The organism is Paenibacillus paeoniae, from assembly GCF_003388735.1.
In the GTDB taxonomy this organism is placed as follows: Bacteria; Bacillota; Bacilli; order Paenibacillales; family Paenibacillaceae; genus Pristimantibacillus; species Pristimantibacillus paeoniae.
This window is the reverse complement of the sequence record NZ_QUBQ01000001.1, coordinates 1,156,415-1,178,106: the sequence shown is the minus strand read 5'-3', so window position 1 is coordinate 1,178,106 and position 21,692 is coordinate 1,156,415. Positions and strand designations below refer to the sequence as shown.

General features: G+C 54.1%; 21 protein-coding genes and 1 riboswitch. Of the genes, 10 read left to right on the top strand and 11 right to left on the bottom strand.

Going from position 1 to position 21,692, the window contains the following annotated elements; all coding sequences use genetic code 11:
• Positions 1-2: 2 nt before the first annotated feature.
• The 9 genes from DX130_RS05235 to DX130_RS05195 all read right to left on the bottom strand — a co-directional run bounded on the left by DX130_RS05235 (position 3) and on the right by DX130_RS05195 (position 8,996).
• Entirely contained in the window at positions 3-773 is a 771-nt protein-coding gene (locus DX130_RS05235) for a glucosaminidase domain-containing protein (RefSeq protein ID WP_116043393.1), read from the bottom strand.
• Between the two features lie 119 nt (positions 774-892).
• Positions 893-1,723, bottom strand: a complete 831-nt coding sequence (locus DX130_RS05230) for a TatD family hydrolase (protein WP_116043391.1) — start codon at positions 1,721-1,723, stop codon at positions 893-895.
• A complete protein-coding gene (locus DX130_RS05225) occupies positions 1,713-2,489 on the bottom strand; it encodes an ABC transporter ATP-binding protein (RefSeq protein ID WP_116043389.1) in 777 nt (258 codons plus the stop codon). Before DX130_RS05225 ends, DX130_RS05230 begins: the two co-directional genes overlap by 11 nt.
• Positions 2,476-3,273: an ABC transporter permease gene (locus tag DX130_RS05220; RefSeq protein WP_116043388.1), complete on the bottom strand. Its 798-nt coding sequence runs from the start codon at positions 3,271-3,273 to the stop codon at positions 2,476-2,478. Before DX130_RS05220 ends, DX130_RS05225 begins: the two co-directional genes overlap by 14 nt.
• The gene (locus tag DX130_RS05215) at positions 3,263-3,565 is read right to left on the bottom strand and encodes a thiamine-binding protein (RefSeq protein ID WP_116043386.1); all 303 of its coding nucleotides are present in this window, start codon (positions 3,563-3,565) and stop codon (positions 3,263-3,265) included. The genes DX130_RS05220 and DX130_RS05215 overlap by 11 nt, the downstream gene beginning before the upstream one ends.
• 120 nt (positions 3,566-3,685) lie before the next feature.
• A complete protein-coding gene (locus DX130_RS05210; protein WP_116043385.1) occupies positions 3,686-4,723 on the bottom strand; it encodes an ABC transporter substrate-binding protein in 1,038 nt (345 codons plus the stop codon).
• A 186-nt stretch (positions 4,724-4,909) separates the two neighbouring features.
• Positions 4,910-5,017: riboswitch (TPP riboswitch) on the bottom strand.
• A 61-nt stretch (positions 5,018-5,078) separates the two neighbouring features.
• A complete protein-coding gene (locus tag DX130_RS05205) occupies positions 5,079-6,185 on the bottom strand; it encodes a GerAB/ArcD/ProY family transporter (RefSeq protein WP_116043383.1) in 1,107 nt (368 codons plus the stop codon).
• A 38-nt stretch (positions 6,186-6,223) separates the two neighbouring features.
• Entirely contained in the window at positions 6,224-7,432 is a 1,209-nt protein-coding gene (locus tag DX130_RS05200) for a Ger(x)C family spore germination protein (protein ID WP_116043382.1), read from the bottom strand.
• A gap of 28 nt (positions 7,433-7,460) precedes the next feature.
• Entirely contained in the window at positions 7,461-8,996 is a 1,536-nt protein-coding gene (locus DX130_RS05195; RefSeq protein WP_116043380.1) for a spore germination protein, read from the bottom strand.
• A 135-nt stretch (positions 8,997-9,131) separates the two neighbouring features.
• Here DX130_RS05195 and DX130_RS05190 point away from each other — a divergent pair, with 135 nt between their 5' ends.
• Positions 9,132-10,202, top strand: coding sequence for a tetratricopeptide repeat-containing glycosyltransferase family 2 protein (locus tag DX130_RS05190; RefSeq protein ID WP_206098763.1), 1,071 nt, complete (start codon positions 9,132-9,134; stop codon positions 10,200-10,202).
• Positions 10,203-10,272: 70 nt separating this feature from the next.
• On the opposite strand, the gene DX130_RS05185 is transcribed toward DX130_RS05190, so the two are convergent.
• Complete coding sequence (locus tag DX130_RS05185) at positions 10,273-10,746, bottom strand: hypothetical protein (protein ID WP_116043378.1); 474 nt, start codon at positions 10,744-10,746, stop codon at positions 10,273-10,275.
• 257 nt (positions 10,747-11,003) lie between these two features.
• Here DX130_RS05185 and DX130_RS05180 point away from each other — a divergent pair, with 257 nt between their 5' ends.
• The 3 genes from DX130_RS05180 (at position 11,004) to DX130_RS05170 (ending at position 13,421) form a co-directional block, all read left to right on the top strand.
• The gene (locus tag DX130_RS05180; protein WP_116043377.1) at positions 11,004-12,269 is read left to right on the top strand and encodes a DNA polymerase IV; all 1,266 of its coding nucleotides are present in this window, start codon (positions 11,004-11,006) and stop codon (positions 12,267-12,269) included.
• Positions 12,266-12,595: a YolD-like family protein gene (locus tag DX130_RS05175; protein ID WP_116043375.1), complete on the top strand. Its 330-nt coding sequence runs from the start codon at positions 12,266-12,268 to the stop codon at positions 12,593-12,595. Before DX130_RS05180 ends, DX130_RS05175 begins: the two co-directional genes overlap by 4 nt.
• A gap of 379 nt (positions 12,596-12,974) precedes the next feature.
• A complete protein-coding gene (locus tag DX130_RS05170) occupies positions 12,975-13,421 on the top strand; it encodes a hypothetical protein (RefSeq protein WP_116043373.1) in 447 nt (148 codons plus the stop codon).
• A 151-nt stretch (positions 13,422-13,572) separates the two neighbouring features.
• Here DX130_RS05170 and DX130_RS05165 read toward each other — a convergent pair whose 3' ends face one another.
• Entirely contained in the window at positions 13,573-14,952 is a 1,380-nt protein-coding gene (locus DX130_RS05165; RefSeq protein WP_116043372.1) for a DUF2515 domain-containing protein, read from the bottom strand.
• A 180-nt stretch (positions 14,953-15,132) separates the two neighbouring features.
• Here DX130_RS05165 and DX130_RS05160 point away from each other — a divergent pair, with 180 nt between their 5' ends.
• From DX130_RS05160 to DX130_RS05135, 6 genes are all read left to right on the top strand, one after another.
• On the top strand, positions 15,133-15,828 hold the full coding sequence (locus DX130_RS05160) for an SOS response-associated peptidase (RefSeq protein WP_116043370.1): 696 nt from the start codon (positions 15,133-15,135) through the stop codon (positions 15,826-15,828).
• Between the two features lie 114 nt (positions 15,829-15,942).
• On the top strand, positions 15,943-17,511 hold the full coding sequence (locus tag DX130_RS05155) for a spore germination protein (protein ID WP_116043369.1): 1,569 nt from the start codon (positions 15,943-15,945) through the stop codon (positions 17,509-17,511).
• On the top strand, positions 17,508-18,677 hold the full coding sequence (locus tag DX130_RS05150; RefSeq protein ID WP_116043367.1) for a Ger(x)C family spore germination protein: 1,170 nt from the start codon (positions 17,508-17,510) through the stop codon (positions 18,675-18,677). Before DX130_RS05155 ends, DX130_RS05150 begins: the two co-directional genes overlap by 4 nt.
• 2 nt (positions 18,678-18,679) lie before the next feature.
• Positions 18,680-18,922: a hypothetical protein gene (locus DX130_RS05145; protein WP_116043365.1), complete on the top strand. Its 243-nt coding sequence runs from the start codon at positions 18,680-18,682 to the stop codon at positions 18,920-18,922.
• A 16-nt stretch (positions 18,923-18,938) separates the two neighbouring features.
• Entirely contained in the window at positions 18,939-20,054 is a 1,116-nt protein-coding gene (locus DX130_RS05140) for a GerAB/ArcD/ProY family transporter (protein WP_116043364.1), read from the top strand.
• A 163-nt stretch (positions 20,055-20,217) separates the two neighbouring features.
• Positions 20,218-21,666, top strand: coding sequence for an epoxide hydrolase family protein (locus DX130_RS05135; RefSeq protein ID WP_206098762.1), 1,449 nt, complete (start codon positions 20,218-20,220; stop codon positions 21,664-21,666).
• Positions 21,667-21,692: the final 26 nt, after the last annotated feature.

The following is a 21,692-nucleotide window of genomic DNA, read 5'->3' as shown; positions in this document are numbered from 1 at the left end:
GGCTATTCTAACAAAACCGCCCTCGCCCGGTCGTCCCAAGTGACCCCAAACCCCAAAACACCCGCCAGATCCCTTACTCTCACATAACCCGTTGCCGAAGACAGTATCGACTCCTGCGGCAATCCGTTGACGGTCACCTGACTGCCAGTCCAGCCAATCTTCGCCCCCAGCGCCTCGCCAACCCGCCTTGCCGGTATCCAGGTCGTCCCTCCTTGCAAATACCCGCCGCCCAGCACTTGCCCCTGATAGATGACAGGCACGACAGAGGCCGCTTCGAATCCCTTCGGCAATAGGACTGGCTTAGCTATTTCGTCATAACGAAGTAAGCCATACTGGCGAATGATAGCCGTCAGCTTCGACGGATAAGCAGGATCTGTCGCGTACCCGCATGCATACAGCATCTGAGCTTGCCGCTCCGGCGTTCCTGCCTGCCTCACTCGATCATAACGCGCTGTGTTCAGCAGCAGATCAAGGTCTTTATAGAAATGATAGATACTTTTGTAGGCACGGAATGCCGCCTTCGATACAACGGAACGCCCGTCTATATACTCCCATGTGCCCTTCACAACAGCTTCTCCCTGCCAATAAGCGTTCGTTCGGCCGCTGCCTACTTTAATGCCGCCCAGATTGTTCCAAGCATGAATTTCCCCTCCGGATTCAAGCAAGCTCTGAGCCAGTCTCAACGACGGGAACATGAATGAACCTTCTTGATGAACGAACATTACAGCCGGCGCGATGGCCGCAAAAAATTGATCTCTCGTCAGTTTTGCCATACGTGTCACTCCCCTCGCCGCAGCTTCTGCGCACGCATCTCTACTTACGTTGTATGCGACAGCTTGGCATAAGGAAACGGCCCTTTGTCCGCCATGGACAAAGGGCCGTTCTGTTTCATTTATAGTATCCCGTAAAAATTTTTGGTATTACGCAGCAGTATATGCGCTGCCTCTTCTACCGCCATTCCCTTGATGCGGGCAATATCCGCTGCGGCATATTTCGCCATATCCGGTGTTGTTCTGCGTCCGTTGTATGGCCCTTCGAACGGCCACGGTCCATCCGTCTCAGCCATCAGCAGATCGATCGGATAACGCTCCACCAGCTCGATGATCTCCGGCTCGTAAGCTACATCAGGCGTAATCGAAACGTAATAACCGGATTCGATCATACGGGTGATCGTCTCCGCACTCCCCTTGAACCAGTGGAAATGTGCCCTTCGCACACCGTAGCGCTGCAACAGATCGCAAGCCTTGTCGGCATCCTCGTAGACAGTATGCAGTACAATGGGTCTGTCCAGCTCGGCAGCCAGCTTCACGAACGACTCCAGCCAGACCAGATATGGCGTCTCATCGAAGCTCTGGCCCGCTGCCTCTCTCTCGGTGCGCATATAATAGGGCAAGCCTACCTCTCCAATCGCGAATGCTTCACCGCGAATATGCCGAGCACGTATCCACTCCAGCAGCCGCTCCCGCTCTTCATCTCCCGGCAGCTCCTGCTCCGGATGGAAGCCATACGCCGGATGCACGCGCCCCGGATATCGGTTCGCCAGCCCCTCATTCACCTTGCAAGATGCCAGATGCATGGAGACGGCCACGACCGCTTCTACGCCGCTGCGGAAGGCTTCCTCCAGCATCGGTTGCAGCTCATGCTGCTCATAGAGATCCAGATGAATATGCGCGTCGATAACCGTGCCCTCCCGCCCGTTCTCCTCACTCAGCCTAGTTTCCATCCCCGCCCGCCTCCTTAGCTCCTTCAGCCAGATGGCGGTAGATGCGATTTCTCAGCTCCATAAATCGAGCATCCTCACGCAGCTCTTCCTTGCGAGGGCGTTCGAACGGGACGATCATTTCATCCAAGATTACAGCAGGAGAAGCCGACAGTACAATTATTCGGTCGGACAAATACAGGGCTTCCTCAATGCTATGCGTAACTAGAAGCACCGAGCGGCGATTCTGTTCCCAGATGGACAGAAGCCACTTCTGCATATGTTCTCGCGTCAAGGCATCCAGCGCGCCGAATGGCTCATCAAGCAACATGAGACGCTGCGGCGACAGCAGCGCTCTCAGGAACGACACTCGCTGCTGCATGCCCCCGGACAGCACATGCGGGTAGGCCCCCGCATATTCTGCAAGACCGACTCGTTCCAGCCAGACCAGCGCTTCCGACCTCGCCTTCCTCTTCTCTACGCCTGCAATGGTCAGCGACAGCTCGATATTGCCGGCAACCGTCCGCCAAGGCAGAAGCGAAGCCTGCTGCGGCATGTAGGCGACATGCCCCGTCTCGCCTGTCGTGTCTTGCCCGCCAATGTGTACTTCTCCTGCTGTTGGCTGCTGCAAGCCTCCGATCACGCCGAACAACGTTGTCTTGCCGCTGCCGGACGGACCTACGATGGAGACGAACTCGCCCTCGGCCACTTGAAGAGACAACTCCCGAAGCACTTCCTTCACTCCGCGCGCATCTGCAAAGCTTTTGCTCACCTTTTTAACTTCCAACATGACGCCCTGTCTCCCCCTTTCCCGGCCGCCAGCGAATGACCGCACGCTCCAGAAGCGCAATCAGCCCGAACAAGGTCAAGCTGATCATAATGATCAGAATAGCGGAAGCAAACGCCCGCTCCGGCATGTAGCCCCGCGTCGACAGCACCATATATCCGCCCAGTCCCATCTTGGGCGAGAGCATCTCCGCAAAGGTCGCGCTCAGCACACTATAGGATGCGGCGATCTTCAGCCCCGAGAATAGGCTTTGCAGCGCACTCGGAAGCTCCAGCCGCCAGAATAGCGTCCACTTGCCGCTGCCGATCATACGCATATAATTTCGCAAGCTTTCATCTGTACCCGTAAGCCCGCCCAGCATAGCAATGCAGACCGGGAAGAAACAGACGAGCATAACCAGCAGCGCCTTGGGCAACAGGCCATAACCGAATAGCATCGTCATGATCGGTCCCAAGATGATGATTGGCACATTTTGGGACAGAATAAGGAGCGGGTAGATGCCTCGGCGCACCCCCGGCAACAGATGCAGCAAAGCGGCGAGCACGAAGCCCGCCGCCGTTCCCCCTGCGAATCCGATGGCCGTAAGGCCGAGCGTCGCGCCCGTATGCTCCATCAGTCTCGGCCAGACGTTGCTTGCGAACGCCGCTTTGACCACATTGACCGGAGACGGAATCATCCAATCCTTCACAAGTGCAAAGGAAACCGCAGCCTGCCAGCAGGCGAGTAAGATCCCCAGCACAAGTGCCGGCGGCCATACACGCGACCACAGATTTCGCTTATTGTCCATCTGGGTATTTCTCCAGCAGGCGGCCCATCGAGGCGCCGTTCTCCGGATTATAATAAATCTTCACTTGAGAAATAACCGAAGCGCAGCCCATCTCCGCCATCGCCTCGCTCATGCGCTGTACGATAGCAAGCAAGTCGCTCAGTTCCCCTTCCATCGTCGTCTCCAGCGGTGCGACGCGGTACGGTACACCCGATTCCTTAATAATATCAATAGCACGGTCCACATAAGGGAGCACGCTGGCTCCTCCAGGTGTGGTCGGCAAAATTTGAATGCTTACAAGTGCGTTAGCCATACGATCCCTCTTCCCCTGGTAGTCAATAATCTTCCTCTAGCAACATGTCTCTTTCAAACCGCTGCCGCTTCGTCGACAGTGCGATCAAGCTTTCCTGACCGATCGGCCTACAATCCCCTCTTACTCCGGCAAAAATTCGTTCGTGAACGCCTTCTCCGCTTCCAGCTCCGACTCCAGCAAGCCGTGCTCGAACATCCAGTCAGCATAGTTCTTCCACACGCTCAGCTTCTGCTCGCCCCAGCGCGGAGCGTCATCCTGATAGCGCGGACTCAGCCACTTCTGGCTCGCCTTAACCAGCTCAGGATTAAGATCCGGTTCCGCCGTAATGAGAATATCCGCTGCATCCTCAGGATGGTCGATCGCATATTGATAACCCGCCGCCGCGCCAGCTGTGAACGCCTTGACCAGCTCCGGCTGCTTCGATACCAGCTCTTCGCTCGTCACGAGTACCGGTGTGTAGTAATCCAGCTTGTCGCTATAGTCGGTCAAATAAACCATGTTGATCTCCTCGCCACGCAGCTCCGACTCTACGCCCGTCCAGGCATAATAGATCCATGCAAAGTCAATGTCGCGTTTGACGGCCGTGAAGAAGTCGCTGTCGCCAATGCTCATAATATCGACTTTGCTCACGTCCGCACCCTCTTCGCGCATGATGGAGTCGATGACCGCTTCCTCGACCGGAGCGCCCCAGCCGCCGTAGCGCATGCCTTCGAACTTCTTCGGCGAATCGATGCCCTTCTCCTTCGGAGATGCAAAGCCTGATGTATTATGTTGAATAACCGCGGCCAAGGATACCAGCGGCACGCCCGCAATACGGGCCATCGTAATGGACTCCTGATAGCTCACGCCGAATTGCACATTGCCGGAAGCGACCATTTTGTCCGCGCCGTCCTGACCTGGCTGAATGATCTCGACATCAAGTCCCTGCTCCTTGAAGAAGCCTTTATCTCTGGCTACGTACAAGCCTGTATGATTCGTATTCGGCGACCAGTCCAGTACAACCTGCACCTTCTGAAGCTGCTTGTCTCCTTCGCTTCCGCCTTCTTCAGCATTTCTGTTCTTCGTTCCCCCGTTGCCGCCTCCGCATGCGGCAAGCGCCACCGTCATCGCGAGGATGGCGAGCGCAAGGCTCCAACGTTTCTTTTTGCTGCTGTACATGGTGTTTCCCCTCTCCTCTTGCTCTCTTTTTGTCCATTGACGTTGGCCTTGTCCGGTCCCTGCGCGTAAATAAAAGAAAGACGCCTTCCAGAAACGGAAGACGTCGTGTTGTCGGCTAATTTCTTCACTTCTCCCCCACATTTCTTCGCTAAAAAACCACAGGGCAGTATAGCGAAAATCTCGTGAAAGAAGCATAGCTTCAATTCCTACGCCGGCATTATCCGGATCAGGTATATGGGTCGGAATACGATCATTCCCTCTCAGCCGGCCAATCCAGCTCCCCAGAGCATATTCGGTTACGTCAATTACGTATTCATTATAGCAAACTCCGATCAGAATGCCAGACTTTTTTTGCCTATGTGCCCTGTGCCCCGTCAAGCGCCGCGCTGCGATACTTCTTCCTGATGCCCACCACCAGCATGACAAGCGGCAGCGCGATCTGGAACAGCGGCGCAATCTTCAGCGTCACATCCAGCCCAATCCAGATATGATACGTGTTGTTCGGCTCCAGGAATGAGGCCGCATAGATGAGAATGCCAATGGGGAATACAAGCGCGCGGTAGGACCATCCCGTTGCCATGCTGGCCGTCAGAACAGAAGCAATGTAAAGCGTTGCGATTTTCACAAATAGTCCGATGAACAGCAGGAGCGTCACCACCACATCCAGCCGTTCCAGGAAATTGGCCAGCCTGACGAGCTGCAGCACATGAAGCAAGGGCAGTGCGGTCAGCTCTGCCAGCTCCGGCCCCAGCACACATAGGATGAGTGCATTCATAAATACAAGAAAGATAGAGACGCCAATTTGAGACCAGTACGTTACTTTGCTGATTGATTTCTTCTCGCTCACATGGCCGAACAGCACTAGAAAGACAACCATCTGCGCAAAGGGAAACGAAAGCAAATTCGGGAACGCCGCCTTTAGAATCGGCATCGGACCATTCTCCATGATCGGCAGCAGTTGGTTGACTTTGACCAGTCCGCTGAAAAAAACAAGCAGAATGACGATGAAGTAGCTAAGTATGACGATGGGGAAAAGCAGTTGAATAATGCGGGCAAGCACCTCAACCCCTTTGCTTGCCGTATAGGCGGCCACCGCCAGAATAAGAAACATGATGATCCATTTGGGCGTAAAGGATAACAACGCCATCGTCGTCAGTTCTCCTACATCACGGACATTCCGCATCGATTCGTAGGCGAACCAGAGCGCATGGACAATCGCAATAAAACCGCCGATATAGCGGCCAAAATGGTATTTGTACAGCTCCCCGAGCCCAGCGTTCGGGGCACGCTTATGGAGGGTGAGATATACAACCGTCAGCAGCAGCCCGGCGGCGGCCGCGACCAGCATCGCGATCCAGGCATCCTGCTTCGCCGGAATGCCCAGCTCGAAGAGCGGCGTGCTGCCGATCAGAAATACGATGATGAGAATCGCCAGCTGAAATTTGCCGAACTGCTGCTGCATATCTTCCCCTCCTTCGCTATCAAGATGTATGACGCGGGCTACAGTCCCGGTTTCTTCTGCGCTTCCTTGAAGCTTTTGCCGCTCATACCCGTAGAGCTTAGCTTCATATTCACGTTCAGCTCAATTTCCGTCTGTGGAAACTCTTCCTTCCAGTTTCTCTCTATGACCTTCCATGTTTTGGGGTGGTGTTTATAAATCAGCGTGCCGAAACCGAGTACGTCCACCTTGTGCTTGCGGACCACCTCCCAGCCATCCGTCACAATCGATGCGATTCGCTCCTCGACGAGCCGTTCCACCTCCCATATTTCCTCCGGCTTCATCAAGTCGCCGCCGCAATCGTATTCCAGCAGAGTGCCCTGCGCCTCAATATTCACTTTCATCACCCATTTGCCGTCCTGCTGCTGCGGCTTCACCTTCGTCACAGAATGGAGGACTCGCGCTGAGGAGCCCTGTCTGCCCTTTCCCCCGGCAGTGCAGGCGAACGCCACCGTTGTTTTGTCTACATGGTTGGTCAGCCACATCACGCCTTTGCTCTGTTCTTCGCCAATCCACCCTACAAGCTTGTCTCCATAGACAAGGCCAAGCTCGCTGAGCCGCACTTTGGATGGCGTGGATGTCTGGCTCAGCATATCGACCCTGTCTGTACTCTCTCCAGAGCCAGCCAGCGCAAGCCCTGGTATGCTGGTCGCCTTCGTATGTCCGAGCAAGTCCATGAGCACATGATGAATGGTCATCTGCCTGTAGGATGAGCTGCTCATCTCTTCATTGACGATCATCCGCTGAATGGCCGCCCCCGGAATCTGCTCCAGTGGAATTAGCTGCTCCAGCATCAGCCTGGCCGTTCCTTTGGAGAGGAACACATCAACCGTCTCCCGGGAATCATGATTGCGCAGGTACGCCTCCAGGAGCGGTCCAACTCCCTTGCGCGCCGCTTCCTGACCGATAATAACAATCTGATTATGCGAGAAATAGAGCCGTCTCGACGACTCCTGACTCGCCTTGCTGATCGCAATGCGGAAGTTGTCTCCTGTCGAGGAGAACACGTTCACCGCAGCCGTCCGCCCGCCCCCCGCTTGGCCGGAAATTGCCTTAGGAATGACAATTTGATTGGTGAGCACCCATTTCCCGTTCTCCCAATCCACTCCCGTCGCGGATATGATGGCAATATCATTCAACTCGACTCTGTTCCAGCAGCCCGTCTGGAGCAGAAGCAGCGAGCCTAACAGCAGAAGCCGAATCGCTTTCATCCCGTCCGCCTCCCCTCAAGGTTTTCCTTCAATGGCGCTGGGCGGGAGGTTTTCTCCCGCTCCTCTGCCGCTTCGGATTGCGCAGCTTCATATCCAGCGGACGCAGTACGATGGCCCACCACGGTACGCGCACGAATACGTCTCGCCACAGCCCGCCGCTCTTCCCCCCCGGGGCAACCGGCGACATATAGGGAACGCCGAAGGAACGCAGCGACGCCAGATGGATTAGTACGAACAGCACGGAGATAAAGATGCCGAAGAAGCCGAGCATGCCCGCCATAATCATAATCCCGAAGCGGATAATACGGGAGGTGGCCGCCATATTGTTCTCCGGCATGACGAAGTTGGAGATCGCCGTGAACGATACGACGATGACCATCCCCGCAGAGACGATGCCCGCTTGTACTGCGGACTGTCCGAGAACGAGCGCTCCGACAATTGAGATCGCCGGTCCGATTGCCCGCGGCATACGAAGCCCCGCTTCCCGCAGCACCTCGAAGGTCATCTCCATAAGCAGAGCTTCAACCAAACCGGGGAAGGGCACGCCCTCCCGCTGCGCAGCGAGGCTAATCAACAGCGTCGTCGGCAACATCTCTTGATGGAACGTGGTTACTGCGATATACAAGGCCGGCAACAACATGGACATGACGTAAGCTGCGTAGCGAATGGTACGGACGAATGAGGCGATATCATACCTCTGATAATAATCTTCAGCAGACTGGAAGAAGCTGAAAAACGTCGTCGGAGCTATAAGCGCGATCGGCGTGCCGTCGACGAGAACGGCCACCCTGCCCTCCAGCAATCCCGCCGCGACGGAATCCGGTCTCTCCGAGTTCAGCAGCGTCGGGAACATCGTGAACGTCTCGTCCTGAATGAACTCTTCGATGTAGCCGCTCTCCAGAATGCCGTCGAGATCGATCGCTGCAAGCCTTCGGTATACTTCCTTCACAATGCCTTGATCCGCCACGCCATGAAGATGAAGCACGGCGACGCTTGAATGCGTCTGCGTACCGATCTTATGAGTCTGCACATGCAAGTCAGGCGAGCGGATAATCCGTCTAATCAGACTGATATTGGTACCCAGCTCCTCCACGAAAGCGCGCTGCGGCCCCCGAATGACCGTCTGCGTCTGCGGGATGCCGATTGCCCTCTCCTTGGCCCCGCCTACCGCAGCCATCAGCGCAACCGCATTTCCGTCTACGAAGATCAAGCACCAGCCGTCTGTCATCTGCTGGATCCCTTCCTCCAGCGCTGCGGCTTCCTTCACGCTCCCTATCGACACAACGCTTGTGCGCAGCGCCTCCATCAATCGGTCGCTTTTGCCCTCCATATGGGGAGGCAGCTTCATCGACATCAGAGGAGCCAGCAGGCTTTCGTTAATGACGTCCGTATTCACGAGCCCCTCGATATACAGCAGTCCCAGCTCCCGCTCCGGCGCGGCATCACTGCGGAACAAACGCACGACGAGATCGCTGCTTCCGCCGAACCGGGCATTCACGGCTTGAACGTTCGCCCGCAGCGAAGGGCTGAGCGGTGTCAATGCCGTTTTTTTGGTTTGTGTCATATCGCACCCTCTGTTTCCAAGTTGCCTCTATTTTGGCTCGATTCCCCTTGGAATATGTATGTAACCAACTCCAGCGCGAGCTAATACAATGTACTGACGAAAAAGCAAGAACCGAGAAGGAAAGGTTGTGACAGCTTGAACAGCATTAGCTTGTGCATGATCGTCCGCAACGAAGAAGACAGCCTGGGGCGCTGTCTGTCATCCGTCAAGGATGCGGTGGACGAGATCGTCATCGTAGATACCGGCTCGACAGACAAGACCAAGGAGATCGCAGCTTCGTTCGGAGCCGTTATTTATGATTTTGAATGGATCGACAATTTTGCGGCGGCCCGCAACTACAGCTTCGAGCAGGCGACCCAGACGTTCATCCTTTGGCTGGATGCCGACGATGTGCTTGAGCCGGAGGATCTGACCCGCTTGAAGGCGCTGAAGGAGAAGCAAGAGCTTCCATACGACAGTGTCACGATGAATTACAATCTGACTTTTGACCACAACGGCAATCCCGTCTTCAGCCTGAAAAGAAACCGTCTGGTCCGCCGCAGCCGCGACTTCCGCTGGATCGGTCCCGTACATGAATATCTGGCCGTATCGGGCTATACCTATCATAGCGATATCGCAGTGACGCACCGCAAGGAACGACACCATACTGACCGCAATCTTCGCATCTACTTAAAACGTCTGGAGGGCGGCGAAGAATTTTCTCCGCGTGACCAGTATTATTTCGCCAATGAGCTTCGCGATCATGCCCGCCTTCAAGAGGCTGCCGACTGGTACGAGAAGTTTCTAGTATCGGGACTTGGCTGGGTGGAGGATGATATCGGGGCGTGCATGAAGCAAGCGGATTGCTACGGACGCCTGGGGCAAGCGGATCGACAGATCGCGTCGCTGCTGCGTACGCTGAATTATGATCTCCCACGCGCCGAATTTTGCTGCCAGCTCGGCAGCGTATTTCTGGAGCAGAAGCGATATCAGCAAGCGATCCATTGGTTCACGCAGGCGACAAAGCTGGAGAAGCCGAAGGATTTGATGGGCTCCACGGACAATGCCACATGGACCTGGCTGCCCCATCTGCAGCTAACCGTCTGCTACGACCGGCTGGGCGAACGCGACAAAGCGATTGAGCATCATCGCATCGCACAAGGCTACAATCCGAAGCATCCCAGCGTTGTCTATAACGAGAAGTTTTTCAGCGGTTCGAAGGGCTAAAATCCGGCATAAACGATCCATGTAAAAAGCGGCGTCCCCCTTCCGCAGGGTACGCCGCTTTTTTGGGATATTATAGCGCTCCAGAAAGTGCTTCTTGCCACTTCGGATACTGATCGGGCGCTTCTATTTGCTGAAACCTTATGATCCCAAAATCGCTCAGGTTTCCTTTAAAGAAAAATACAAGACGATAGTCCTTCAATTCCCCTTTCTCCTCAAGTGTCAGGATGACGCTTCCGACAGGCTCACCATCATCATTCTGCACCTTCAGACTTTTAAAAGACACAGCGTGAATCCCTTGCTCTTGCAAGTTCTGAACTCTTTCAATCCAAGTTGCATTCGCCCCGTTGCCCTCCCGAGTATACGTGCCATCTTCTCTATGAAAGTATATGTCCTCTGAGGCCGCCGTAAGATTGCCCGTTGTCAGATGGCTGAAAAAAGACTGCGCTATATACCGGCCATACAGTACATCCCAATGATTTAATCCAAACACCATAATGCAGCATACGATTACGCCTCCAATAAGCGAGCCCTTTAAAACCTTCATGCAGTAACCTCCCTTAAACCGAGCCGTCAACCAGCAAAAATTGGGCTAATCCCCATCTTGGTTTCTTGTTCTTTATTATAGTTCTCCAGCTTCCGCTTACACACCTGCAAGATGGAGCCAAAGGTACGACGCTTCTTCGCTTTGTCAATAATAACCACTTAAAAAAAGATAGCACACGATCGTATGTTCTGTATATAATAAGCATATCATATAGAGAACATACATTCGCGTTATTAAGGGATAGGGAGGCAACAAGCATGGCTCGCGACAGAGTAATCATGCTGGCCGACTGCCAATCATTCTACGCTTCCGTCGAAAAGGCGGAGCATCCGGAATACGCCGGCCGGCCGCTCGTTGTAGCGGGCGACCCGGAGCGGCGATCCGGCATTATTCTGGCAGCCTGCCCCATTGCCAAGGAGTACGGCGTGATAACGGCCGAGAGGCTTGGCGATTCACTCGCCAAGTGCCCGGACCTGATCATCGTACAGCCGCGCATGGCGCTGTACATTGACATCTCGCTCATGATTACACACATTTATCAATCGTACACAGACCTCGTCGAGTCTTATTCCGTCGACGAGCAGTTTCTAGACGTGACCGGCTCTCTTCACCTGTACGGCTCTGCCGAAGAATTGGCCGCGCTCATCCAGAAGCGCATTCAGGAGGAGACGGGCATCTATACCCGCTTCGGTATCGGGCCGAACAAGATTTTGGCGAAGATGGCTTGCGACAATTACGCCAAGAAGAACGACTCGGGCATCTACACGCTAGCATCGGATAAACTTGCCACGAAGCTGTGGACGCTGCCTATAGCGAAGATGTTCATGACGGGAAGCCGTATGACTCGGCACTTCAACGCAATGGGACTGGAGACGATCGGCCAGCTTGCCGCGACGCCGCTGGAGAAGCTGAAGACCCTTATGCGACGCAAATTGGGACGCAACTCCGATATTAACGCGGAGTTGTACTGGCGGATCGCGAACGGCCTCGACGACAGTCCCGTTACACCTGGCACGCACGAGACGGCCCCCACGACGATCGGCCATATGATGACTCTCCCACGCGACTACGAAAGCTTGGAAGAGATCAAGGTCGTCCTGCTGGAGTTGACCGAGCTTGTCTGCCAGCGCTGCCGCAGCAAGGGCTACATGGGGCATGTCGTATCGGTCGCCTGTATGGGCGCCGACTATAGCAAGCCAAGCGGCTTCAGCCGCCAGATGAAAATGGACGATCCGACCAGTGTAACCAACCAGGTATACCGATATGCTGTCCAGTTGCTGAAGCGGCACTGGGACGGACTCCCCGTCCGCAAGGTAGGCGTTAGTCTATCTCAGTTCGCCGCAGACGATGAATACCAGCTCTCGCTGTTCGAGCCGAATCAGGAAAAGTGGATGGCGCTGGAGAAAGCGACGGACGCTATTAAGCGCAAGTATGGCGATACCAGTATCGTAAGGGCGGTCTCGGCTACTAAGGCAGGGCAAGCGGAGGACCGCGCTAGAAAGATCGGAGGGCATTACAAATGAGAAAAAAGCTTGAAGGCAACGGACTATGGGAATCTAGCCGCATGATGCTGCCGGAGCATAAGGCGGCGATCAACGCCTACTCGGAATCGCTCAGACGGCGCGTACGAATTGAGCTGGACGAACAAGAGTGGGAGCAGGTATCGCGAGTCGTCTCGGAATCGCTGCTTAGACGGCAGCCTATCTCCGTGCGGCTGTTCCACCCCGTCGAGCTGCTGACCGTCATCGGCATCGTCGACCGCGTCGACGAGTTGAAGGGCCGCTTCATGGTCGACGGCGAGTGGTTCCCGATCGGAGATATCGAAGGGGCGGCGCTGGAAGCAGAGTAACCATCGCCGTTCGAAACCCGGAAGTAAGTTGAAACTACCAAATGAAAACTAGCATATTTAATATATATCCTATCAGGTTTTTATTCCTTCATTTTCATCCGAATGTGCCCCAAACCGCTTCTCGTTTGTCGAAAAGTAAAGATATGTCTTCTTTCCTATTGAGTATAATAAATACATAAAATATAGTATGTGTAAGCGCTATACTTTCATTCTCTTAGCGTTGATAACACGCCTCCCTATCCATTGTGGGTTGGACCATGAACTTCAAACTCTTTGGAAAGGAGAAGATGAAACTTATTGAATGAACATGAATTTGCAAAATGACTCGAATGTGAATCCATCCGATTGACCGACAGTCCATTCTAAGGAGGAATCGTTAATGATGATGCAACAGCAAATTATGACTGATCAAATGATAAGAGGTACCATGATGAAAAGAGCTTTTATCTCCATCCTGCTGACGGTCGCCCTGTTGGTTTCATTCGTGCCGTCGGCATCCGCTGCTTATTCTTATACAAGCACCATCCACAACTTCAGCGGCGGTACCATCTATTTCGGCAATGGCGTAATCGTCAACACCGGCCCATATTACGACACCCTTACCGTTAACGTGTACCAACAGGTATGTACCACAACACCCACCCCATCCTGCACAAACGTATGGGTCGGTTCAAAAAACATTTCCCTGTCCTCACAGCAAGCCATGTATCCTGGCGTATCAGGCGCGCCTCTTATCCCTATCGTTACAGGAGCAGCCGCAGGTCAATATTTTTATACGCTGTCCGCACCCGGCAGTTGGCATGTGATGGCCCACATCCACACTTAAGTGTCAAAACACATAGCGCCTTCTCGGCCAATGTAAGATGACTAGTAAATAAAACCCTGATGGTCTCACATACTTATCCACCTACATGCAAATAAACCGAAAAACAGCCGCGATCCAACCGGACCGCGGCTATTACACGTTGCGACGACAGCTACGCGCCGCTCTTGCTATTCCCTTCATCTGATACGGGCGATTCGCCCCGCTGGACTGCCAGAACGGCAAGCTCCAGCTTACTTAGCATCAGCCCGTATTCATTCGTAAGCTCGAAGTTGCGTGGCAGCGGAAGCTCGCGGAAGTAAGGAAGGATCGCATCCACGCTATGGAACCAGTCTCCCTGCTCCGCAGGCTCGACGGGATGATCCTTCCAGGCTGCCTGCAGCGCAGGGCTATAAATGCGCGAAGCTCCCTTCTTCAGCCGTCCGCCCAGCAGCTTCTCCTCGTAGACGCGGCGCGGCGGCTCATGCCGCACATCCTCATATAGCAAGGCGGCATAATCGCTGCGCGAGCCGGTATGCTTCACCGCAGCCGCGAAGCAGCGTGCTCCGTCGAAGACGCGCGGAACACCGAAAAGCATCGCATAAAGACGCTTCCCGAATTCAATCCGCTCATGAATATCGCGGAAGTCCTCCAGAATAAGTCCCGCAAGCTGGAGACCATCGCCATTCTCCCCGTCGCAAGCCTCCTTCCCGCCACCGCTCCCATAAGGAAAGAGGACACCGTTCAGTTGCAGCAGCGACTGCAAGCCGAAAAACAACGTATGCAGCACGCGCTTCTCATAATACTCGTTCCGTACGACGCGGCTCTCAATATAGTGCTGCTCATTCACAATGAGGGCTGTTGTCAGCAGGGCAGAATCCTTATCGCGCCAGAACAGCTTCCATACCGGAAGCATAAACTTCGATACACCGAAGGCAGGCAGCAGATGGAACAGGCTCCGTCCTAGCGCCCGGCTCCACTGATACAGAAGAAGCTGCGGATAGGCATCCTGGAAGATCAGCGCGTTCGCGCGCTCCAGGAAGAGAAAGACGTCGCGCCGCTGCTCCTCCGTAAGCAGCCGGGGCAGCCATTCCCCTTGAAGATCGGTCATATTCCACCCGCCATTGCGGGATACGAGATGCGCCAGCAGCGCCCAATGCAGCTCCGGAGTACGGAAGTACATATTACGGTAAGCTTCCGTCCTCGTCACATTGTTGCGATTCGCCTCCGCCGTCTCTGACCGAATTCGCTGAATCAGCATCCCCTCATCCGCCGTCCAAGGCGAGCCTTCGGCTGCACCATGCCCCTTCTCCCCGCTAGCATGGCCGGATGCAAGCAGCTTCGTCCATGGCTCCTTCAGCCGAGCCACGGCAGCAGGCGCGAGCGCCAGCGGCTCCGCCGATTCCAGCATGTCGCTGGATGCGCTCATCGCCTTCCACTTGCCCGTCGCATAAGCGAGCGCTTCGCCGGGCAGCGCCAGCAGATGTCCGAGCCATCCGCCGAGACTGGCTCGCTCATCCCGCTCCTCGCTCCCGGGCTTCTTCTCCTCCTCCATCTACTGTCCCTCCTTCCAAAAAAACCGCTCTTACCATTATCCGCGAATGAATGGCTCATCATACCGAGCGGAATGCACATAACGTACCGTATGCGCGGGAGCGACAGCTTGCTTCTCGCAAGGCCCGAATGAGAAAGTTATAATGAAGAGGACAAGTTTCTTTTCAAGGAGGAGGCAGGTATGTGCGGACGCTATACGGTAACCATTACACTGGAGGAATTGATGGTGAGGTACATGATCGAGGAGACGAACATCCCCTTTCATCGGCCCAAATACAATGTTGCTCCAGGACAGCGTGTGCTGGCAATCATTAACGACGGCAGCCGCAACCGGCTGGGCGAGCTGAAGTGGGGCTTCGTCCCATCATGGGCCGACGATCCGAAGATCGGCTACACGATGATTAATGCGCGTTCCGAGACAGCCGCTTCGAAGCCGGCGTACAAGAACGCTTTTCAGAAAAAAAGATGCCTTCTCCCCGCAGACAGCTTCTACGAATGGCAAGCGACCGCACGCGGCAAGCAGCCTATGCGCATTCGGCTCAAATCCGGCTCCGTATTCAGCCTGGCCGGACTGTACGAGACATGGATATCGCCTAGCGGCGAGAGGATCAACACCTGTACCATTCTGACCACCGCGCCCAATGAAATCGTTGCGCCCATCCATGACCGTATGCCCGTTATTCTGCATCCGGAGCAAGAGGCCGTATGGCTCGATCGCGAGCAGCAGAACCTCGCCCTATTATCCTCTCTCCTAAGGCCCTATCCTTCTGATTTGCTTGAAGCCTATCCCGTCAGTCCCGCCGTGGGCAACGTACGCAACGACGATCCCACGTTGATCGAGCCGCATCAACCAGGCGGACAGCTTGAGCTATGGTAGTAAGGCTTGTTCATCATCCGTTCATCCCCGTTTCTCCCCGAATTCCGCATACAATTCCCCCATCAGGGAAAAGATGTAAGTACTTTCGACATCCGATCCCGTAAGGAGAACCACATGAGGAAACCGCCAAATAACAAGGACCTCCCGCCGGAGCCGACCGATCCGTCAGAAGATACCGGGCAGCCGAGGACAGAACAGTCTATTTCCACAACACTCGCCAATAACCGGGGGGTCATGGAAACCGTATTTGCCCAATGCACGGATCTCAGAGTCATGACTTGGACCTATGGACCTGACCTGGCGTATTCTGCCTTTTCCGTTTATTTCGATACGCTGACCAAATCTTCACCTGCCTACTATGTGAAGGATACGCTTCAGAATCTGGTTTCACATGAGCTGGGACCCGTTTCCGAGTTGACGGTTCAGGACGTAAGCCGTTTTTTCGAGCAGAACGGCATCGCTTCACCCAATGCTGAACTGCTGGCAGATATCTCCGCGGCCGTCGCAGCCGTTCTGGACGGCAAGGTCGTTTTGTTTTTTGATGGATGGTCAAAAGCGCTGGCTTATTCCGCCTTCGACGTCGAGCAACGCCAAGCTTCAGAGCCCATTACCGAACCTACTGTTCAAGGCCCGCATGTCAGCTTTATTGAAAGCCTGGAACGCAACATCGGCGTCATTCGCAGTCTGCTGAAATCGCCCCATCTCAAATTCGAACGCTTCATCTCCGGCGAGCATGTTCAGCGGACAGTGTCCTACGGTTATTTGGAAGGTGTCGTACAGCAAGATGTACTGAATGAATTCAAAAAAAGAATGAATGGAATCGGCAAAGAAGAAATCGTGGAAGTATCCTATTTGGAAGAATGGATCGGCGAATCGCTTTATTCCCCTTTCCCACAGGTTCGGTATACAGAGCGCCCTGACACGGTCATCGCGGCCCTGCTGGAGGGCAAAATTATCGCCATAGTCAACGGAAGTCCGTCCGTGCTTATATGCCCCGGCAGCTTCATCGAGTTTTTCACCAACAGCGAGGATTATTATTATCGCTCGATCTTCGCATCCCTGATTCGGATTTTACGGATGTCCGCTTTCGTCATCGCGCTGATGCTGCCGAGCACCTATATTGCACTGTCTACCTTTCATTCCGAATTGATTCCGACGGTTCTTCTGCTGGCGATCCTGAATACGCGGGAGGGCATCCCATTCCCGGCACTTGTCGAAGCTTTGATTATGGAATTTTTCTTCGAGTTGCTAAGGGAGGCCGGTATTAGGCTGCCAAGGCCCATCGGCTCCGCCGTCAGCATTGTTGGAGCGCTTGTCATCGGTCAAGCTGCCATTCAATCGCAGATCGCATCGCCAGTTATGGTCATCGTCGTCGCTTTGACAGGCATCGCATCCTTTGCTCTGCCTCATTACAATTTGGCCATTGCACTGCGAATCTTGCGCTTTCCGCTTATGTTCCTCGCAGCGACATTCGGAGGACTCGGCATCATGGTCGGCATTATTCTGATCTATCTTCATCTGGCCACCTTGCGTTCGCTTGGGGTACCTTATCTCTCTTCCCTTGCGCCGCTGGATATCGGAAGATTGCGGGATGTTGTTATCGTACTGCCGAGACTTTTGCTCCATTCCCCCCGGAGCCGGCACATGTACCGCAAATCGCCAGGAAGGAAAAAAACATCATGAAGCGCCGCCTCCGCTTGCTTGCCTTACTGCTTGCCCTCAGTCTGCTCTGCGGATGCTGGGATAATAAAGAACTGGACGAATACGGCTATGTCCAAGCGATTGCGATCGATATGATTAATGATACTCAAATTGAAATTACGACCCACTTCTACAATCCGTCCAGCAAAATGGAGATGGGCAATGTCGGAGGCACCGCGCCCAAAGGGATCAATATCGTCACGAGCGGCGAAACCTTTTTCGATGCGATGAGGGAGATTCCGGCGAAGTTCGGGCGAAAAGCCAAGTGGGATCACATGCGCGTCATTCTGCTAGGGGAGAAGCTTGCTAAATCACTGAACATACGGGAAGTGCTTGACTTCTTCTCCAGAGACCATGAGCCGCGAGGCACCATCCTGCCAATTATTACACAGAATTCCGCCGGAAGTTATTTGGACATCAAGCCATTCATCGAGCAAACCATCGGTCAACAGTTCAAAAGAATGGAGCTGAGCGGAACGCAATATTCTGCGGAAACCTCCAGCATTCCGCTCTATCAATTGGCAATCCAGCTAAGCAGCCCCTCCAAGACGTCTACCATTCCGTATCTGCATATCGACGGCACAGAGCCCAAAGCCATCATCTCCGGCGTTGCCTTGATCCGTGACGGAAAGATGGTCGGCATCCTCAAAGAGCAGGATACGGAAGCGTTCATGATGCTGACGGATAAATACAAATCCGGGGTGCTGGAGTTTCCTTGCATAAACAATGTCCATCATCGTATTCAAGACAAAGAATCGCTAGAGGTGCTGAGCTTCAACAGCAGGCTCAGACCAAGCATACAGGGGGATGCCGTTCACATTAGCGCGGACGTTGCGATAGAGGGCACTATCGGAGAGCTGCGATGCTCGCACCTGAAGACCAGCAAGGACGTGGAGCACTTCGAGGAGGCGATCACGCAGCAGGTTGAGAAGCAAATCCAGCATCTCCTGACCCTGTTGCAGAAGAAAAAACTCGACATGCTAGGCATCGGCAATCAAATTTACCGGAGAAATCCGAAGCTATGGAGACAGCTCGAGCCGACATGGGATGATCTGCTCGCCGAAAGCAAATTCGAGCTTCATGTAGATGTGAGCGTGCTCAGCACCGGCATGAATGCCGGCACCTTATTCGGAACAAAGGAGAAATAGCGATGCTGGGGAAACTAATCTGCGTTCTTCTCTTAAGTGCCGGTATGCTGATCTATGACATCCCCAGACTGAAGAAGTCCAGTTCTCATGACCGAATAGTATACGGCATTATGATGCTGCCTCTGCTGTATCTGGCTTTCGTCTTCATCGCAGCCAAGTCATGGCCGAATCTGGACAGCATCTTCAACTTACTCAGCAAGCCGGCAGAACAGATTGTACATTGGCTGAACCCGCAGCAATCCTAAGGAAGGAGAGGAACGCATGAACAAACAAGAACAGATCAGCTCGATTCAGATGTCCATGCTGCTCCTCTTCTTCATGACAGGCTCCTCCATCGTCATAGTCCCTGCCCCCTTGACCAATCTGGGCGGCAACGGCGCATGGATTTCCCTGCTCATTGCCGCGGCTATGGGCACGCTGCTGCTTGCGAGCATTCTGTACCTGTACCGGAAGAATCCGGAGCTTTCTCTAATCGGGCAAAGCCGCGCTCTAATGGGTAACACGCTGACACTCATCCTGCTCTTGCCCCTCACTTGCGTGATGTTCTGGAACGTCGCAGGCATTGTCATTGAGATTGGCACCTTTTTCAAAAATACGATGTTAAAAGAAACGCCCACGTATGCCGTCAACACGATGTTTTTTGTGACCATTGCGCTTACAGCCCTGGCCGGTATTGAAGTCATCGCTCGCATGGCAGCCGTGTTATTGGCGTTGATGTTTGCTTTCATCATCTTGATCTGGATTCTGGTAGGAAGCCTGTATCATCCTGAATATATACTTCCCATCATGCCTGATGGAATTGGACCCATCCTCAATGCCGCTTATGTCGTTTATGGCTTTCCCTATTCCGAGCTGGTCGTCTTCGCCGTCATCTTGCCGTTCGTACGGAAGAAGGATAAGACCAAATTAGGCAAGCATATGTACGCCGCTCTTATCGTCAATACGCTGACATTGATCCTATCCGTGTTCAGCAGCATTATGGTGCTGGGGCCTCTGTCTGGCGATCTGAAGTACTCGCTGTACCAGTTGGCCAGATTGATCTATTTTCAAGAGCTGATTGAGCGCATCGAATCCGTTATCGGCTTTTCGCTTATCATCGGCTTTTATTTCAAGGCGTCTATCCTGCTGGTGATCCTGATGAAGCTGCTGAAGGAACTGCTCAAGCTTGACGACGAGCGCTACCTGGTTTTCCCCGTCTCCTTTATCTGCCTGCTGCTATCGGTCACGACGTACACCAAGGAAGCCGAGCTGGAAGAGCTTGTGAATACCTCTTGGCCGCTGATCAACAACATCACCTATGTCCTTCCGGTGCTGCTTATTTTGATTGTGACTGTTATTCGGTCGCAGTTTGGGAAGGGCAAGAAACAGGAGATTTAAGAGACTGCTGCTTCTACTCTTGTTATAGAAAAAGAATCGTGAATGTATCCTGCAAAATGCTTGACTTAGACCTTACTCTAAGTTGTAGAGTTTTTTTGTGCCCTGACGTGCTTGCCAATAACGACCGAATAGGTTAATGAATAGCGAAAGGAATGGCTGCATCATGATTGAAAAACTTGAGAAGCTGGAACAAAAATTAGAAGAACAACATCATAAAGATTTACTCCTTCAAGCAAAGCATGCCTTGAGGGCAATTGAAGACCTTGCTGAAGAGCATCGTCGTTTGCAATCGATACAGCAGGCAACCAGCGATGACGTCAAAGCCACTGGCTCTGAGGAGACGGTGTTCTATGATACGGTGAAGTCTCAAATTATCGCCACAATGGAGAAGACGCTAAAGGACCTTGAGCACAAGGAAGACACGCACTACAACGATGCCACTGAGGAGGTCACGCCGTTCGAGGTTCATGTCCCGCAGGAGGCGATCGACGATTTGAAGCTGCGACTGAGCATGGTGCGCTGGCCGGACCGTGAATTGGTAGACGACTGGACGCAAGGCGTCCCGTTGGCCGCAGCTCAGGAACTCGTCGCATACTGGAGGGACATGTACGACTGGCGCCTATTCGAGGAGCGTTTGAACACGTTTCCGCAGTTCCGCACGAGAATCGACGGTGTTGGTATCTACTTCATCCACCTCCGTTCGAAGTACGAAAACGCTATGCCGCTTCTGCTCAGCCACGGTTGGCCGGGCTCAATCATTGAGTTCCTCGATGCGGCAGAGCGGCTTACTGACCCCGAGCGTTTCGGCGGCAGCCCAGAGGACGCCTTCCACGTGGTCATTCCATCTATGCCTGGCTACGGCTTCTCCGACAAGCCACGCGACCTCGGTTGGAACCCCGCCCGGATCGCAGCCGCATGGGCTCAACTGATGGAACGCCTAGGCTACGATCGTTACGTCGCGCAGGGAGGCGACTGGGGATCGGCTGTCACCACAGCCCTCGCTTCACAAGCACCGAAAGGGCTGCTGGCGGCGCATGTGAACCTGCCGATGGTCGTGCCTGCTGAGATCCCGGCGAACCCGAACGAGGAGGAGGCACACGCCCTTGCCCGCATCAACCTGTTCGTCACGAACAAGACCGGCTACGCAGATGAGATGAACACCCGTCCGCAAACCATCGGTTATGCGCTCAACGACTCGCCAGTTGCGCTCGCGACCTGGATGTATGAGAAGTTCCACGAGTGGACCGACAATGAAGGTCTCCCCGAGGACGCGCTGACCCGCGATCAGATGCTGAATGACATCTCGCTGTACTGGTTCACAGGCACTGGCGCATCCACTTCTCGCCTGTATTGGGAGGGCGTGGGCGCTACCATCCAAGGTCCGGAGTTCTTCTCGTCGGCCCGCTCCGGCGGCGGGCGCATCACCGTGCCGATGGGTGCAAGCCTGTTCCCGGCTGAGACTTACATCCCGCCGCGCGAGTGGGCAGAGCAGGCGTGGGAGAATCTCTTCTACTGGAATCACGTCGAAGCAGGCGGTCACTTCGCCGCGTTCGAGGAACCGGAGATATTCACCCGCGAGATGGTCGAGGCATTCCGCCAGTTCCGCGTCTGAAATTTCCAAACCTAACCCAACAGGGC

What these genes read in the sequence shown, in the direction of transcription:
- DX130_RS05135 (WP_206098762.1), top strand. Translation starts at nt 20,218, where the DNA reads ATGATTGAAAAACTTGAGAAGCTGGAACAAAAATTAGAAGAACAACAT.
- DX130_RS05185 (WP_116043378.1), bottom strand. Translation starts at nt 10,746, where the DNA reads ATGAAGGTTTTAAAGGGCTCGCTTATTGGAGGCGTAATCGTATGCTGC.
- DX130_RS05180 (WP_116043377.1), top strand. Translation starts at nt 11,004, where the DNA reads ATGGCTCGCGACAGAGTAATCATGCTGGCCGACTGCCAATCATTCTAC.
- DX130_RS05235 (WP_116043393.1), bottom strand. Translation starts at nt 773, where the DNA reads ATGGCAAAACTGACGAGAGATCAATTTTTTGCGGCCATCGCGCCGGCT.
- DX130_RS05150 (WP_116043367.1), top strand. Translation starts at nt 17,508, where the DNA reads ATGAAGCGCCGCCTCCGCTTGCTTGCCTTACTGCTTGCCCTCAGTCTG.
- DX130_RS05140 (WP_116043364.1), top strand. Translation starts at nt 18,939, where the DNA reads ATGAACAAACAAGAACAGATCAGCTCGATTCAGATGTCCATGCTGCTC.
- DX130_RS05205 (WP_116043383.1), bottom strand. Translation starts at nt 6,185, where the DNA reads ATGCAGCAGCAGTTCGGCAAATTTCAGCTGGCGATTCTCATCATCGTA.
- DX130_RS05225 (WP_116043389.1), bottom strand. Translation starts at nt 2,489, where the DNA reads ATGTTGGAAGTTAAAAAGGTGAGCAAAAGCTTTGCAGATGCGCGCGGA.
- DX130_RS05170 (WP_116043373.1), top strand. Translation starts at nt 12,975, where the DNA reads ATGATGATGCAACAGCAAATTATGACTGATCAAATGATAAGAGGTACC.
- DX130_RS05210 (WP_116043385.1), bottom strand. Translation starts at nt 4,723, where the DNA reads ATGTACAGCAGCAAAAAGAAACGTTGGAGCCTTGCGCTCGCCATCCTC.
- DX130_RS05155 (WP_116043369.1), top strand. Translation starts at nt 15,943, where the DNA reads ATGAGGAAACCGCCAAATAACAAGGACCTCCCGCCGGAGCCGACCGAT.
- DX130_RS05215 (WP_116043386.1), bottom strand. Translation starts at nt 3,565, where the DNA reads ATGGCTAACGCACTTGTAAGCATTCAAATTTTGCCGACCACACCTGGA.
- DX130_RS05195 (WP_116043380.1), bottom strand. Translation starts at nt 8,996, where the DNA reads ATGACACAAACCAAAAAAACGGCATTGACACCGCTCAGCCCTTCGCTG.
- DX130_RS05230 (WP_116043391.1), bottom strand. Translation starts at nt 1,723, where the DNA reads ATGGAAACTAGGCTGAGTGAGGAGAACGGGCGGGAGGGCACGGTTATC.
- DX130_RS05175 (WP_116043375.1), top strand. Translation starts at nt 12,266, where the DNA reads ATGAGAAAAAAGCTTGAAGGCAACGGACTATGGGAATCTAGCCGCATG.
- DX130_RS05160 (WP_116043370.1), top strand. Translation starts at nt 15,133, where the DNA reads ATGTGCGGACGCTATACGGTAACCATTACACTGGAGGAATTGATGGTG.
- DX130_RS05220 (WP_116043388.1), bottom strand. Translation starts at nt 3,273, where the DNA reads ATGGACAATAAGCGAAATCTGTGGTCGCGTGTATGGCCGCCGGCACTT.
- DX130_RS05200 (WP_116043382.1), bottom strand. Translation starts at nt 7,432, where the DNA reads ATGAAAGCGATTCGGCTTCTGCTGTTAGGCTCGCTGCTTCTGCTCCAG.
- DX130_RS05165 (WP_116043372.1), bottom strand. Translation starts at nt 14,952, where the DNA reads ATGGAGGAGGAGAAGAAGCCCGGGAGCGAGGAGCGGGATGAGCGAGCC.
- DX130_RS05145 (WP_116043365.1), top strand. Translation starts at nt 18,680, where the DNA reads ATGCTGGGGAAACTAATCTGCGTTCTTCTCTTAAGTGCCGGTATGCTG.